Origin of the sequence: Streptomyces sp. SPB074 (assembly GCF_000154905.1) — a bacterium.
Lineage (GTDB): Bacteria > Actinomycetota > Actinomycetes > Streptomycetales > Streptomycetaceae > Streptomyces.
Genome location: NZ_GG770539.1, coordinates 901,766 through 916,922 on the forward strand (window position 1 = coordinate 901,766; position 15,157 = coordinate 916,922).

Here is a 15,157-nt window from a genome sequence, read left to right on the forward strand (position 1 = left end):
CGGTGGCCTTGATCTTGATGCCGGTCTTCTTGGTGAAGGCCGCGAAGGCGCGCTTCTGGGCGGCGGCGGCCGTGTTCCCGGAGGACCAGCGGGTGACGACGGAGAGCGTGTCGTCGTCACCCGCGCCGCCCGCGCCGTCGCCGCCGGTGCCGCAGGAGGCGAGGGAGAGGCTGAGCGCGCCGGTGGCGAGCGCCGCCGCGAGGCGCCGGGCGCGTGGCCTGCTGAGCTGCTGCATGAGTAGTCCTTCGGGGTACGGGCGGCGTGCCGCGCGGGCGGGTACGGGGAGGGCGCCGGGCACGGGTGCGGGGGAACCCGGCCGAGGGGGTGGGCGCCGGGGCCGGCGAGCGGCCGGGGACGGCTGTCCCCGGGCGGTGGCCGGAAACCACCCGTCGTCGGGCCCGGCACACAGAGTTCCGCACGTCCCGGGCCAGGTCAATCACTAAGATTAGTAATCAATGAAAGTGATACCGAGCGGCGAGGGCGGGGACCCGGCGCCCGGGCTCTGTCACAGAACCATGACGTGCGGGGTTACAACCTGAGGCCGGGGCGGCCTGTCGAAGTGTGCGGGAGGGCGGGCCGAGGCGTCCGCCGCCCGCGGCACGCGGCACCCGGCCGCGCCGCTCACACACCACAGGGGGAAATCTTGCACACGATTGCGCGCACCGTGCGTTCGTCCGCCGTCGCCTCGGCGGCAGGGCTGTTGCTGACCGTCACCGGGGCCGCCCTCGCCCCGGCGGCCCTGGCCGCCCCGGCCGCCACCGGAACCCCCGAGCTGGCCGTCGCCACGGAGGCGCCCGCACAGATCGGGCTGGGCGGTCTGCCGGTCGCCTTCACCACCACGGCCTCCAACCCCGGCACGACCGACACCTCCTCGGCCCGCCTGATCTACCGCGTCGACGGGGGCGACGGACTGCCGGACAACGCCCTGAGCCTGGAGTACCAGCTGGACGGCCCGACGTGGAAGAAGGTGCCGCTGAGCATCGTCGACGGCACCGTCCACGGCGGTGAACTGCCGGAGCGCCTGTCCCTGGCCGCCGGGGCGTCGCGGACCGTGCACCTGCGCCTCGGCCTCCCCATGGGCACTCCGCACCACGGCGACAGCAACGGCGGCACCGACCACCTGAGACTGACGACGATGATCTCGTACGGCGCCTCGGGGGCCACCAACGCCACCGATGTGGACGACGTGGCGGTCAAGGGGCTGAGCACGCGCCTGTCCGGGGTGCCCGCCACCGCGACCGCCGGGGGCCGGGCGGTCACCTTCAAGGCCACCGTCGACAACCCGACCCCGTCGGCGTACGAGAACGTCACGGACGTCCTGTTCACCAACCGCCACACCACCGTCCAGGTGCGGCGCCCGGCCGGGTGGACGACGCTCAAGCCGATCACCGCCGCCACCGAACCGGATGTCTACGGATACGACGTGATCGGCAAGGACGTGTCCCTCGCCGCACACGGCACCGTGTCCGCGGACGTCCGCGTGACCTACCGCGAGGACGCGCCGGCCGGCAGGACGGAGCTGTCCCCGTGCGTGATCGTCAACGAGGGCCCCGTCCCGTTCAAGGGCGTCACCAGCTGCGGCACCCCGGCCACCGTCACCGTCAAGGCGGCCGGCGCCTCCCCCAGCGCGTCCCCGTCCCCGTCCGCCCACGCCTCTGCCTCGGTCCCGACCTCTGCCTCGGCCCCGGCCTCGCAGGGCGCCGGAACGGGCACCGGGGTCGGCACCACCTCGACGCGTACCGGTACCGCCGCACCCGCCTCCGCCGTCACGGCGCGGCTCGCCGAGACCGGAAGCGGCGGCCTCTCGACGCCGGTCGCGCTCGCCGCCGGTCTCGTCGTCGCCGGGGCCGGTGTCCTCGGCTTCGCCGCCGTACGCCGTCGGCGCGACCACGCCTGATACCGCGTCACGAGGGGCGGGGCCGCGCGGGTGGAGCGGCCGTTCCGCCAGCCCCGGATTCGGCGAGGCGCCTCAGAGCCCGCCGCGCACCACGAGCCGGACCGGGGCGGCCGTCTCCACACGCGGGGACGCCGGTTCCGGCCCCGCGGCCAGCGTGTCCAGCATGACGTCGGCGACGAGTTCCCCCAGCTCCTGCACGTCGTGGCTGACCGCGCTGAGCGGGGGCGCGGCGAGCTGGCACAGGGCGGAGTCGTCCCAGGCGACGAGCACGACGTCGCCGGGGACGGCGACGCCGTGCCGCTGGGCGGCGTGCAGGGCGCCGAGCGCCATCACGTCGTTGTCGAAGACGAGGGCCGTGGGCCGCTCGGCCGCCCGGAGCCGGACGAGGCGTTCGACGGCCTCGCGGCCCGCCGCCTCCGAGTAGTCGCCGTCGAAACAGGTGGTACGGGCGCCGAGTTCGTCCGCGACGGCGACGAAGGTGTCCCTGCGGATGATCGTGTGCGCCATCTCGGCGGGCCCGCGCACGTGCCCCAGCCGGGAGTGCCCGGCGGCGACGAGTTCCCCGACCACGTCGCGCATCGCCACGTCGTCCTGGGTCCACACGGCGGGCAGCCCCGCGGCCGTCACCGGGTCGCCGATGACGACGGCCGGCAGCCCGAGGGAGCGGACGAGCCCGATGCGCTCGTCCCCCGACAGCAGGTCGATGAGGATGACCCCGGAGACCTGGCCGAGCGCCGCCCAGGAGCGCGTCCGCTCGGCGGCCTGCTCCACGGTGGCGACGACCTGGAGCAGCACGGGCAGCCCGCGCGGCACGAGGACGCGTTCCATCCCGGCGATGAACTCGTGGAAGAACGGTTCGCTGCCGAGGACCTCGGCGTCCCGCACGAGCGCGAGACCGACGGCCCCGCCCCCCGGTCCCGGCCGCGCGGCGGACCCGCCGGGCGCCGTCGCCGCGCCCCCGTCCGGTACCCCACTCATGCTGCCCTCCGGTTCGCCCGCGCCTTCGCCGGATAACGTAGTCGTCCGACAGCGTACGGCGAGACGAGAGGGCGGTGGGGCGTGGCCCGACGGGAGTCCTTGGCCACCGGTCCGGGCAGCCGCGCCCTGGTGGTGGACCTGATCCGCTCCTCCGGGCCGATCAGCCGGGTGGAACTGGTCAAGAGCACGGGGCTCACGCAGCCGACGATCTCGAACATCGTGCGCCGCCTCATCGAGGACGGCGTGGTGCGCGAGACCGGGGACACGGTGGCGACCCGGGGCAAGCCCCGCTCGCTGCTGGTCATCAACTCGCACGCGGCCTACGGCATCGGCATCCACCTCGCCACGGACGCGCTGACCTGCGTGGTGACCGACACGCGGGGCGGCACGGTGGGGCGTCTCCTCGTCGCCGCGCCGCCCTCCGGGGACCCGGAGGCGGTGACCGAAGCCCTCGCGGGGCTGTACCGGGACGTCGTCGCGGGCCTCGGGCTGCCCGCGCGGGGCGTCGCCGGGCTCGCGGTAGTCGGCCCGGGCCCCGTGGACGTGGCCCAGGGCTCGTTCCTCGCCCTCCCGGGCCGCTCCCCCGCCACCGGCCTCGCGCTCGCCCCGGCGCTCGGCGGCGCGCTCGGCGTGCCCGTCCTCGTGGACAGCGACGCCTCGGCGGCGACGGTCGGGGAGTTCTGGGGGCGGCAGGTCTCGCGGGCCCGCACCTTCGGCTGCCTGTACATGAACTCGGGGATCGGCTCGGGCGTCGTGCTCGACGGGGCGCTGCACCGGGGCGCGAGCTCCAACGCGGGCAAGCTCGGGCACACCGCCGTGGTGCGCGGCGGGCGGGAGTGCCCGTGCGGCAACCGGGGCTGCCTGGAGCAGTACGCGGCCCCGCGCGTCCTGGTGGAGCGGGCCCGCGCCCTGCCGGGGCTCGCGCGGCGGCTGCGCATCGCCGAGGGCGATCCGGTGGACCGCGCCTTCGACGTGCTCGCGCGGGCGGCGCTCTACGGGGACGAGGCGGCCCGCGCGCTCCTCGACGAGTCGGCGGAACTCCTCGCGGAGGCCGCGGTGACGCTCACCAACCTGTGGGACCTCGACACGCTCGTCCTGGCCGGACCGGGCTTCGCCGCGGCCGGTTCCCTCTACGTGAGCGCGATCCGCGCGCGCCTCGCCGCCTCCGCCTTCACCCGCGGGGTGCACGAGGTGACGGTCGATCTCTCCAGCAACCCGCGCGACGCCGCCGCGATCGGGGGCGCCGCGCTCGTCCTCCAGGGCTCGGTGGCCCCGGGGCACGGGCCGCGCGTCGCGGGACGGGCGTGAGCGGCGGCCCCCGGGGACCGGGTGAGGAGCCGTGAGGAGCCGGGGGCGGGCGCGGGAAGTTTTCTGCGCGAGAACATAGATTAATAATGTAATCAGGTGGTAAACAGGTGGGCGTCCCCCTGTCACCCCCGGCCTTCGCCGCCGGGCGCGCGGCCGTGTCCGCGCCGAGGAGCCCCCGCATGAGACACCCCACCACCCGCAGAAGAACTCTCCGGCTGCCCCGCATGGCACGCCTCGTCGCCTCGCTCGGCGTGCTCGCGCTCGTCCCCGCGCCGCTCCCGGCCGGCGGCGCCCACGCGGCCGAGGCCGCGGGACGCGTCCTGCACGTCCCCGTGACCGGCGACGACGCGCACGACGGCAGCGCGCCTCCCCCCCCTACCGCACCATCAACAAGGCCGCGCGGGAGGCACAGCCCGGCGACACCGTCTCGGTGCACGCGGGCCTGTACCGCGAGACGGTGAAGCCCGCGCGCGGCGGCACCGACGAGCAGCACCGCATCACGTACACCAGCGCCGGGGACGGCGAGGTCGTCGTCAAGGGCGCGGAGGAGGTGAACTCCTGGACCCGCGCGAGCGGCGACGTGTGGAGCGTGAGCCTGTCCGACAGCTACTTCGGCGGCTACAACCCCTACGCCACCGGCCACCCGCAGGGCGGCTGCGGGCAGACCTTCCCCGGCTACACGGCCGGTGACGTCTACTTCGAGGAGGACGCCTACGCCGAGCAGCCGAGCCGCGCCAAGGTCGACTCCGCGCCGCGCGGCTGGTTCACCGAGGTGAGCGGCGGCCGGACGACGATCTACGCGAACTTCGACGGCGCGGACCCCAACTCCGGCCTCGCCGAGATCAACGTCCGCCGGCAGGTCTTCGCGCCCGACGCCTGGGGCCTCGGCTTCATCACCGTGCGCGGCTTCACCGTGATGCACGCCGCGAACACCTACTCGGACTTCCCCGACTCGCCCTCGCGGCACCAGGCCGGCGCGATCAGCGTCAACGGCGGGCGCAAGTGGATCATCGAGCGGAACACGGTGCTCAACGCCCGCACGATCGGCATCGACATCGGCCTCGGCAGCGACGAGTGGGCGGGCAACCGGCCCGGCGAGACCCGTACCGACTTCCACGACACGAGCAAGTACGGCGAGCACATCGTCCGCAACAACTACCTTGCGCGCTGCGGGCAGTCGGGGATCGCGGGCGTCTTCTCGTGGAAGTCGCAGATCCTCTACAACCGCATCGAGGACACCAACTACCGCAACGAGTTCAGCGGCGCGGAGACGGCACCGATCAAGGTGCACTACATGAACGACGGCCTCATCAAGGGCAACTTCGTCCGCAACTCGCAGGGCGGCAACTCGGCCGGGATCTGGACCGACTGGGGCAACCAGCACGTCCGCATCACCGGCAACGTCGTGATGAACAGCCCCTGGGGCTACTACGCCGAGGCTTCATCGGCAACAGCGACATCCGCACGCTGGACGCGACCGGCGTCGCCTTCGCGCACAACCTCTTCCTCGACAACAACAAGATCAACATCGACGGGGACGGGCGCGACGCCTACTACTTCCAGCCGGGCACGATGAACGAGAGCACCGCGCTCACCTCGCCGCAGAAGTTCTTCTGGTTCAACAACCTCGTGCAGGACACCGCGCTGCCCGCCGACGCGCCGAACAAGACGCACGTCAAGGACGGCAACGCCGAGGGCGCCCTGTCCGGTGTCGACTACACCGCGGACGAGGCCGGGCTGCGGCTCAGCTTCGCTCTCGACGCCTCGCGCCTGCCCGCGGCCACCCCGGTCACCGAGGCCCGCGTCGGCGCGATCCCGCGCGCGAACCAGGGCATCCCCGGGGACGTCACGACGGACTTCTTCGGCAAGCCCCTGGACACCGCGCACCCGCTGCCCGGTCCCTTCGCGGGCGCCCATGACGGGCAGAACACCGTGACCCTGTGGCCCCCGGCCGGGCAGACCGTCCCGGTCGTCCCCGCCCCGCGTCCCGGCACGCCCCGCAACCTCTCGCTCGGCCAGGACGCGAAGGCGAGCGCCTCGCACGAGGACGAGGACCTGACCGCCGACAAGGCGATCGACGGACGGCCCGCGACGCGCTGGTCCAGCAACAACAGCGGTGACGACCAGGCGTGGCTCGCGGTGGACCTCGGCGCCCCCTACGACCTCTCGCGCGTCTCGCTCTCCTGGGAGGCGGCCTACGCGGATTTCTACCGCGTCCAGGTCTCCGACGACGGCGGCACCTGGCGCGACGCGGCGACCGTGACCCAGGGCCGGGGCGGCACCGAGACCGTCGCCGTGCGCGAACGGGCCCGGTACGTACGGATGCGCGGCGTCCAGCCGCACACCCAGTACGGCTACTCGCTCTACGAGTTCGCGGTCTACGGCACGGCGGGCACCAGCGCCGCCAAGGGCCCCGTCCTCTACACCGACGGCTGCTACACGGGCACCTCCGCGGTCCTCGCCCCCGGCGACCACGACCTGCCGGCCCTGCGCACGGCGGGCCTCGGCAACGACAGCGTCTCCTCGCTGCGCGTCCCGGCCGGACACACCGTCACCGCCTACGCGGACGCCGGGTTCACCGGGACCCGCTGGGTCTTCACCAAGGACACGCCCGATCTCCTCGCCCTCGGCGCGAACGACAAGATCTCCTCGGTCCGCGTCAGCGGGAGCGCCGCCTAGCACGCCGCTCCCCCGCACCCGCCCCGCCCGTTCCCCGGGCGGGGCGTCGCCGCGCCGCGCGCTACTCCTTCGTCGCTCCCGCGAGCATCCCGGAGACCAGGGTGCGCTGCGAGAAGAGGAAGAGGACGAGGACCGGGAGGATCGCCACGACGATCGCGAGCGACAGCTCGGGGATCGTGATGTTGAGGCCCGCGCCCGCGACCGGGTTGAAGCTCGGCGTCGAGGTGAGGAGCTGGTTGAGGCCCACCTGCACCGGGAACTGGTCGCTGTCCGGCAGCACCAGGTAGGGCAGGAAGAAGTTGTTCCAGTTCCCCACGAAGCTGAAGAAGGCGACGAGCCCGACGACCGGCTTCGCGAGGGGCAGCGCGATCTTCATGAAGAGCTGCCACTCGTTGCAGCCGTCCATGCGCGCCGCCGAGAGCAGGTCGCGCGGCAGGCTGCTGCCGAAGTAGATGTACACGAGGTACACGCCGAAGGGGTAGAACGAGAACGGCAGGATGACGGACCACACCGTGCCGATGAGGTGGAAGCGGTTCAGCTCCAGGAAGACCGGGAGCACGAGGGTCGCCTGCGGCATGATCATCGTCACGAGCGTGACGGTCAGCAGCGTCTTGCGGCCCCTGAACTTGGTGAGCGCGAGCGCGTACCCGGCCGTGATGCTGACGGCGAGCGTCAGGATCAGCGAACCACCGCTGTAGATAGCCGAGTTCAGCAACCAGTGCGCCATGACGCCGTCCTGGAAGTCGAACAGGTGCTTCCAGGCGGTGCCGATCTGGCCGAAGGAGCCGAAGGAGAGCGGGTTGTCGTGCGTGATCTGCCCGGCCGTCTTGGAGGGCGCGAGCAGCAGCCAGACGACCGGCAGCACGAAGAAGACCAGCAGCACCGCGAGGAGCGCGCCGATCACCGCGAACGAGAGGAACTTGGAGGGGCGGGCGCGCCGGCCGGTGCGGGCGGCGAGGGGGATGTCGGTCATTTCTCGTCCAGGGAGAACAGGTTGGAGCGCGCGACCAGCAGAGCCGCGGCGATGAGGCCGAGGCTGAGCAGGAAGACCGAGATGGCCGCGGCGCCGTTGAAGTCGCCCTGCTGGAAGGCGAAGACGAAGGCGAGCTGGTTCGGCGACCACGTGGGGCTCACCCGGCCGAGGCTCGCGGTCTGGAGCAGTTGCGGCTCGACGAAGAGCTGCGTGCCGGTCGCGAAGGCCATGATCGCCATGTAGACGATCCACTGCCGGATCATGGGGATCTGGATGTGCCACACGGTGCGCCAGGGGCCCGCCCCGTCCATGCGGGCGGCTTCCAGGACCTCGTCGGGGATGTTGTTGAGCGCCCCGTACATGACGACCATCCAGCCGCCCGCGCCGGTCCAGAAGGCGATGAGCATGAGGATGACGGGCAGGTGCCCGGGGGCGAGCACCGCCGCGAAGGAGTGCATCCCCATGGCGTTCAGGAGCCAGGAGACCGGGCTCACGTCCGGGTCGAGCATGAAGAGCCAGACGAGGACGCTCGCGACCCCGGCGAGGGCGCCGGGGATGTAGTAGAGAAAGCGCAGCAGGGCGGAGGTGCCCGGCCGGATGCGGCCGCGCAGGACGACCGCGACGAGGACCACCAGCACGACGAGGACCACGAGCCACAGCACGAGGTAGACGAGCATGTGCTCGAAGGCCGGCAGGAAGCGGTAGTCCTTGGCGACCTTCGTGAACTGGTTGAGGCCGGTGAACTGGCCCCGCTCGTTGGTGAAGGCGAGGTAGAAGGAGTAGGCGGTCGGGAAGACGCCGAAGGCGAGCAGGAGCACCGCATATCCGGCGACGAAGAAATAGCCCGCGTTGAGCCGGCGGCCCCGCGGCCGCGACGGCGCGGAGCCGTCGAGGCGCGGGGAACCGGTGGAGACACGGGGGGTCTCCAGGACGGTCATTCGTTGGTCACCTGGTATCCGTCGGCCTTGGCCTCGTTGCTGATCTCCTTCTGCCACTCCGGCAGCACCGAGGTGAGGCTCTTGCCCTCGGTCAGCTTGGGCAGCACCGCGTTGGACCACGCGGTGGCGTCCGGGAACTTCGTGTTCGACCAACCCGTCCACACCGCGTCGGCGGCGCTCTGGAAGACCTCGCTCACGTCACCGGCGAAGTAGGAGCTGTTCGCCGGGTTCTTCAGCCACGCCTGCGCGGCCTTGGTGTACGCGGGGTAGGTCGGGGCGCCGGCCTGGTTCTCGTCCGAGGTGGTGAGCCAGGTGGCGAGGTCGGTGGACGCCTTGAGGTTCGCGCTGTGCGAGGAGACCATCCACACCCCGCCGCCGACGTTGCCGGTGGCGGCGGTGGACTCACCCTCCCACTTGAGCGGGGGCGCGACGGCCATCGTCTTCGCGGGGACCTTGAAGGCGGTCTTGAAGAGGTACTGGCCGTACCAGGACGGGCCGTAGGCCATGAGGACCTTGTTGCCGCTGTTCTTCGCGAAGCCCTGCGAGAAGAAGCCCTTGGTCGTGACGGCCTTCGCGTCGATCAGGTTGTCGAGGAGCTTCGCGGTGCGCGTGCAGTTCTTGTCGCCCAGGTCGCTGCGCAGCGTGTTGGGCTTGGTCAGCTGGTACGCCGGGCACTTCGTGGACCAGAAGTACGACTCGTGCGAGTTGGTGTCACCGACCGAGCCGACGAGGTAGCCGGGGTGCTCCTTGCCGACCTTCTCGCCGAGGGCCTCGTACTCCTCCCACGTCGTGGGGACCTTGTAGCCCCACTTCTCCATGAGCGGCTTGTTGTACCAGAGGACGACCTGGGCGATGTCGTTGCGCAGGCAGTAGGTGTGGCCGTCGAACTCGCAGGGGGTCAGCGAGCCCTTGGCGAAGCCGTCCAGGGTCTCCTGGGGGACGAGCTTGTCGTCGAGCGGCGCGGCGAAGGGCCGCGCGCCGGGCTTCGTCGGCTCCGAGGCCCAGGTGACGTCGGTGGGGGAACCGAAGACGACGTCGGGCCAGCCCTTGCCGGTGCGGTCGAAGAGCTGCACCTTCGACTGGAGGTAGGTGGAGCCGTCGGCCCCGCCGTCGTAGGTGACGATCTTCATCTTCGTGTCCGGGTGCGCCTTCTGGTACGCCTGGACGGAGGGCAGCCGGGTGGAGTCGGCCCACACGGTGATCTGCGAGCCCTCCTTCTGCGCGGCCGGTTCGAAGCCCTTGGCGGCGGCCGGGGAGCTGTCGCCGGAGCCGGAGGAGGGGTCCGCGCTGGCGCAGCCCGCGAGGAGGGCCGCGGTGGCCAGGGAGAGCACGGCGGCGGCGGTGCGGGTGGCACGGGCCCGGCCGGCTCCGGGAGATCGGAGAGACCTCATTGTCTTGCCTTTCGTTGTGCGGGGAGTCCGCGGGGGAGGGGGCGGTGCGCCGGTGGGGCGGGCGCCGGGGGTGTCCGTCCGTACAGGGGGGGAGCGGACGGACGCCCGCGTCGCTCAGCGCGAGGGTTCGGTGAAGGGCTCCAGCGTCTTGCCGTAGCCCAGGCCGAGCGGGAGGGAGATGCCGGGGGCCGTGGGTGCGTGCACGAGGCCGTCGGCGTTCACGTGGCGCTCGCGCACGACGTGCGCGGAGGTCACGAGGGACTCGTAGTAGGTCGTGTTGGGGATCGCCATGCACAGGTGGTGGTTGGGCAGGTCCGAGCCGTGCACCTCGGCGCGGAGCTGGAAGGAGTCGGCAAGGTGCGCGATGCGCATGGCCCCGGTGATTCCGCCGCGCAGGTTGGTGCTGGTCCGTACGCCGAAGGTGGCGGCCCCCGCCTTGATGAAGTCGGCGGTGTTCATGTGGGCGCCGTCGGAGGTCTCGGCGACCAGGAGGGGGATGTCCACGCAGGTGGCGAGCCGCTGGTAGGCGCTGATGCTGAACTCGCGCATCGGCTCCTCGTACCAGAGGTAGTCCGCCTCGGACAGGGCGCGGCCGAGGTGGATGGCGTCGGGGAGGTCGAAGCCGGCCGAGCCGTCGTACATGAGCGGGACGTCGGGGCCGACGTGCTCGCGCAGCGCGCGGCACAGGGCCGCGTCGCGGCGGGCGTCGCCCCAGGCGTGCAGCTTGATGCCGCGGTAGCCGAGCGCGAGGCTCTGGTCGGCGACGTCCAGGAACTCCTCGGTGCTCGCGAAGGTCGAGGTCGAGGCATAGGCCGGTATCGCCTCGCGGTAGCCGCCGAGCAGGCGCCACACGGGCTCGTTGTAGTAGCGGCCCGCGAGGTCCCACAGGGCGGTGTCGACGAGGCCGAGGGCGGGGAGCGGGAGTTCGTGGATGCGGTCCAGCTCCCAGACCCGGTGCCACAGCCACTCGCGCTGGAAGGGGTCCGCGCCGAGGAGCTCCTCGCGGAAGACCACGTCCACCAGGCTCGTCAGCATGGCGTGCGCGCCGGGACGGGCGAGCAGCGCGACGCCTTCCGCGCCTTCGTCGGTCCCGAGGTGCAGGACGGCGCCGTCGCCCACCGGGGCACTCCCGGCGAGCCCTTCCCGCCACAGGAAGGGAGGGTCGGCGGGCGGTACTTCGACCCGGTGCACTTCGACACTGGTGATCTTCATGAGTGGCTTTCGTCTCGTCTTTCTGTGCCTCCGCGCGTGCGGCGGTGGGGGCCCGGCCCGTTCAGGGAGGAGCCGGGCCCCGGCTCCGTCAGAAGCCGCCGTAGGCGCGGATCTCGTAGATGCTGCCGCCGTTGCCGCTGGAGCCGGTCACGGTGAGCCGCAGGTAGCGGGCCTCGACCGGCTGGTCGGCGAGGGCGTTGTCGGTCTGGGTGGTGGTGGCCTTGGCGGTGCGGTCGGCGAAGGCCGACCAGTTTTTGCCGTCGGCCGAGTACTCGACGCGGTAGCGGTAGCCGCCGCTCTTCTCGAAGGTGGTGACGACCGCGGAGACCGGGGTGCTCGTGCCGAGGTCCACCTGGATCCAGGAGGGGTCCGGCAGGCCGAGGCCCTGGGCCCAGCGGGTGCCGTTGTCGCCGTCCACGGCCCTGGCGGGCACGTTGCCCTCCGAGTCGGAGGAGGCGGTGGCCTTCTTGTTCAGGGCGAGGTTGGTGTCGGCGGGGGTGGTGACGACGGCCTCGGGGCTCACGGGCGAGGTGTTGAGGGCCTCGTCGCGGGCGGTGACGGTGAAGGCGTAGCGGGTCTCGGGCTTGAGGCCGTCGATCCGCAGCGTGGTGTCACCGGTGACGGCGACGCGCTTGCCGTCCTGGGAGACGACGTAGCTGGTGACGCCCTTGTCGTCGGTGGCGCCCTGCCAGTCGAGCTGGAGGCTGCCGGGGAGCAGCACCTTCGCGGTGAGGGTCTTGGGCGCGGTGGGGGCGGTACGGTCGGTGACCTTCGCCTTCGTGCCGTAGACCTGGAAGTCGAAGACGCTGCCGCCGTTGCCGCTGGTGCCGGTCAGGGTGAGCCGGACGTAGCGTCCCGTGACGGAGCTGGTGGCGTGCGCGTAGTCGGTGGCCTCGGTGGTGTCGGCGCCGGTGCGGTCCACGAGGGGCTTCCAGTGGACCTCGTCGGGCGAGACCTCGACGCGGTAGCGGTAGCCCTTGCTCTTCTCGAAGGTGGTGATGGCGCCGTTGACGTCGTAGGAGGCGCCGAGGTCCACCTGAATCCAGGAGGGGTCGGGCAGGCCGAGGCCCTGGGCCCAGCGGGTGCCGGGGTCGCCGTCCACGGCCTTCGCGGGCACGTTGCCCTCGGAGTCGGAGGAGGCGGTGGCGGGGTGCTTGAGGGCGAGGTCCTCGCCCTTGGGCGTGCGCACGACGGTGGTGGCGCTGTACGGGGACTCGTTGTCGGCCGCGTCGCGGGCGCGGACCTGGAAGCGGTAGGTGGTGTTCTGCTTCAGGTTCGCGATGCGGACCGCGGTGGAACCGGAGGCGCTGACGAGCTTGCCGTCACGGTAGACGGAGTAGCCGGTGACGCCCTTGTCGTCCTTCGAGGCGGTCCAGCTCAGGTCGGCGACGGTCGGGAAGTCCGTCGTGGCCTTCGGGGCGCCGGGCCGGGTGGGCGCGGTGCGGTCGGTGACGGCGGGGCCCGGGTCGAGGTGCTGGTAGGCGGGCTCCAGTCCGGCCTTCTTCACGATCGAGACGGGGAGTTGCGCGCAGCCGCCGACCTTCGTGTTGTTCTGGACGGTGTTGTCGAAGCTGCCGCCCTGGACGGCGTAGTTCGCGTTGTCCGTGAAGTTGCCGGAGGCGTTGTTCTCGATGCCGTGGTTCATGAGCATCCACTGGAACGTCACACCGCAGAACGCGTTGTTCGTGTTCGTCCAGCCGCGGCTCATCTCGTCGTGGTAGACGGCGCCGTAGGCGTGCTCGGGGACCCCGTGGATGTAGTTGTCGCTGACCCGGCCGCCGGGGTTGGCGCTGAGCGTGTAGACCGCGCCGCCGTCCGCCTGGTTCTTCATGATGTCGCCGATGTCGTTGTACGAGACGACGGTGTTCCGGCTGGTGGTCGGGGTCGTGGCGACCGGGACCTTGCCGTTGTTCACGTACGAGGGGTTGCCGCCCTTGTCGGTGAGCCCCCAGCCCCAGCCCACGGAGATGCCGCTGTAGGGCAGGTCGTAGACCTTGTTGTGGGTGATCGTGGTGTGGTCGGTGTAGCCGGCGAGGATGCCGAGGGAGCCCCGGTACTGGTCGGCGGTACGGGTCACGACGTTGTCGCTGACGGTCGTGTTCCTGACCACGTTGCGCTTGTCGGTGGGGTGGGCGTCCTGGTAGTAGTCCACGCCGCCGATCTGGATGCCGGTCGCGGATATCTGCCGGAAGACGTTCCCGGTGATCTCGGTGCCCTGGCTGCCGGTGTTGAGGTTGAGGCCGACCGCGCCGAGGTGGGTGAAGGTGTTCCCGGTGAAGGAGACGTCCTTCGTGAAGCCGGTGTTGACGGCGCCCGGCGTCTTCTTCCAGTGGAGCCTGGTGGAGTCGAAGTCGGGGTTGTCCTTACCGACCATGCGGAAGCCGGCCTGGCCCTCGACGTGGCCCTCGTCGGAGCTGGGCTCCAGCCACGTCGAGTACGAGAAGGTGAGGCCGTCGAAGGCGACGTCCCGTACCGGCTTGGACGCGGTGCCGTTCAGGTCCACGAGGTCCTGGACGGTGGGCACGGTGACCTCGGCGCGGCCGAGGTCCTGGCCCTGCTTCGGGTAGTAGTAGACCTCGCCCACGGCGTGGTCTATGTACCACTCGCCGGGGGTGTCCACGAACTCGCGGGCGTTCTCCAGCCAGGTCGGAGTGGTGATCTCCTGGCCTTCCTGGAGGTTCGCGTTGTTCCAGCACGGCTGGCGCATGGTCACGGTGTGGTCGTTGACCGACTCGACCGGGCAGCGCATGAGCTTCCAGCCCCAGCTGCTGACGACCTCCAGGTCGGAGGGGCGCTTGAGGTGGGTGAGGCTGTCGTCCGTGAAGGTGTAGCCGGTCTTGGTCTTCTGCCAGCCGCCGGGCCACTCGTTCTCGGTGCGGGCGCGGGTCTGCGGCTCGCCGTCCACGTAGAGCTGGCGGGCCTGGAGGTCGCCGATGGGTGCTTTGAAGACCTTGCCGTCGGCGTCGGCGGGCTGCCAGCCGGTGATCCGCTTGCCGCCGCTGATCACGGGGTGGGCGCCGCGCGCGGCGGCCCAGGTGACGGTGTGCCCGTCGCGCCCGGAGTCGCGGGAGTCGAGGGCGAGGGTGCGGTCGAGGCGGTAGGTGCCGTCGGCGAGCTCGACGCGGATGTCACCGCGGACCCGGTTCTTGACCGTGCGGACGTAGTCACGGGCGTGTGCGAGCGTCTTGAAGGGGCGCGCGGCGGTGCCGGTCCCGGCGTCCTTGCCGTGCGGGGAGACGTGCACGGTCAGGGCCGGGCGCGGCGCCTTGGCGGGCGCCGCCGCCGAGGCGGCGGGGGCGAGGGGCAGCGCGAGCGCGGCCGGGGTGAGCAGGGCTGCGGCGAGTGCGGCTCTGCGCAGCCCGTGGGGCAGGGCGTTGTTCTCAGGGCGTGTGGACACGGGTATCCCATCGCGTAAGGACAAGCTGTCCGGACCCCGGAGCGGCTGACTCCGGGTCTGAGCGTCCCGGGCCGGGCGCTCCGGGGCCGCGGGGGCGGCCGGGGGGGCGGGTGGCTCCGGGGAGGTGGCCGGAGCGCTGCTCCGGGCCGAGGACCGGTGTCCTGTCCGTCCCGGAACGGGACACCGGCGTGCGGGGAGGGGCGTCCGGCCGCCGGTGGCGCGGTGCGGGTCACGCGCGGACCGGGAGGTGGGCCGGGGGCCCGGTGTCGGGCCGCCCCACGGGGGGTGCTGGAGGGCGGTGCTGGGCTGTGGCGGCGGTGCTGTTTTTTCGTGGTGCGGTCTCCCGGGACGGGAGGGGTGCGGGTGCGGGGCCCCGGGCGGGGG

10 protein-coding genes and 1 pseudogene are annotated in these 15,157 nt (G+C 72.0%); 4 read left to right on the plus strand and 7 right to left on the minus strand.

The window, feature by feature from the left end:
• Positions 1-235 (minus strand): annotated as a pseudogene (locus SSBG_RS03670) (ABC transporter substrate-binding protein); the annotation flags it as partial.
• 408 nt (positions 236-643) lie between these two features.
• On the opposite strand from SSBG_RS03670, the gene SSBG_RS03675 reads away from it, so the two are divergent.
• On the plus strand, positions 644-1,897 hold the full coding sequence (locus SSBG_RS03675; RefSeq protein WP_037868862.1) for a hypothetical protein: 1,254 nt from the start codon (positions 644-646) through the stop codon (positions 1,895-1,897).
• 72 nt (positions 1,898-1,969) lie between these two features.
• Here SSBG_RS03675 and SSBG_RS03680 read toward each other — a convergent pair whose 3' ends face one another.
• On the minus strand, positions 1,970-2,875 hold the full coding sequence (locus SSBG_RS03680) for a LacI family DNA-binding transcriptional regulator (RefSeq protein WP_008744880.1): 906 nt from the start codon (positions 2,873-2,875) through the stop codon (positions 1,970-1,972).
• A 99-nt stretch (positions 2,876-2,974) separates the two neighbouring features.
• Between SSBG_RS03680 and SSBG_RS03685 the strand changes: the two genes are divergently transcribed.
• From SSBG_RS03685 to SSBG_RS34210, 3 genes are all read left to right on the plus strand, one after another.
• Positions 2,975-4,183: an ROK family transcriptional regulator gene (locus tag SSBG_RS03685; protein WP_234010348.1), complete on the plus strand. Its 1,209-nt coding sequence runs from the start codon at positions 2,975-2,977 to the stop codon at positions 4,181-4,183.
• A 430-nt stretch (positions 4,184-4,613) separates the two neighbouring features.
• Positions 4,614-5,759 (plus strand): right-handed parallel beta-helix repeat-containing protein, encoded by a 1,146-nt coding sequence (locus tag SSBG_RS34205; RefSeq protein ID WP_008744882.1) that lies wholly within the window; start codon positions 4,614-4,616, stop codon positions 5,757-5,759.
• Positions 5,756-6,862, plus strand: a complete 1,107-nt coding sequence (locus SSBG_RS34210) for a discoidin domain-containing protein (RefSeq protein ID WP_008744883.1) — start codon at positions 5,756-5,758, stop codon at positions 6,860-6,862. Before SSBG_RS34205 ends, SSBG_RS34210 begins: the two co-directional genes overlap by 4 nt.
• 61 nt (positions 6,863-6,923) lie before the next feature.
• Here SSBG_RS34210 and SSBG_RS03700 read toward each other — a convergent pair whose 3' ends face one another.
• The 5 genes from SSBG_RS03700 to SSBG_RS03720 form a co-directional block, all read right to left on the minus strand.
• Positions 6,924-7,835 (minus strand): carbohydrate ABC transporter permease, encoded by a 912-nt coding sequence (locus SSBG_RS03700; protein ID WP_008744884.1) that lies wholly within the window; start codon positions 7,833-7,835, stop codon positions 6,924-6,926.
• Positions 7,832-8,773, minus strand: a complete 942-nt coding sequence (locus SSBG_RS03705; RefSeq protein ID WP_008744885.1) for a carbohydrate ABC transporter permease — start codon at positions 8,771-8,773, stop codon at positions 7,832-7,834. The genes SSBG_RS03700 and SSBG_RS03705 overlap by 4 nt, the downstream gene beginning before the upstream one ends.
• Positions 8,770-10,164 carry an ABC transporter substrate-binding protein gene (locus SSBG_RS03710; protein WP_037868866.1) on the minus strand — a complete coding sequence of 465 codons (1,395 nt, stop codon included), beginning with the start codon at positions 10,162-10,164 and terminating at the stop codon, positions 8,770-8,772. The genes SSBG_RS03705 and SSBG_RS03710 overlap by 4 nt, the downstream gene beginning before the upstream one ends.
• A gap of 114 nt (positions 10,165-10,278) precedes the next feature.
• On the minus strand, positions 10,279-11,376 hold the full coding sequence (locus SSBG_RS03715) for an enolase C-terminal domain-like protein (RefSeq protein ID WP_008744887.1): 1,098 nt from the start codon (positions 11,374-11,376) through the stop codon (positions 10,279-10,281).
• A gap of 88 nt (positions 11,377-11,464) precedes the next feature.
• Complete coding sequence (locus SSBG_RS03720; RefSeq protein ID WP_037868869.1) at positions 11,465-14,773, minus strand: discoidin domain-containing protein; 3,309 nt, start codon at positions 14,771-14,773, stop codon at positions 11,465-11,467.
• Positions 14,774-15,157 lie beyond the last annotated feature (384 nt).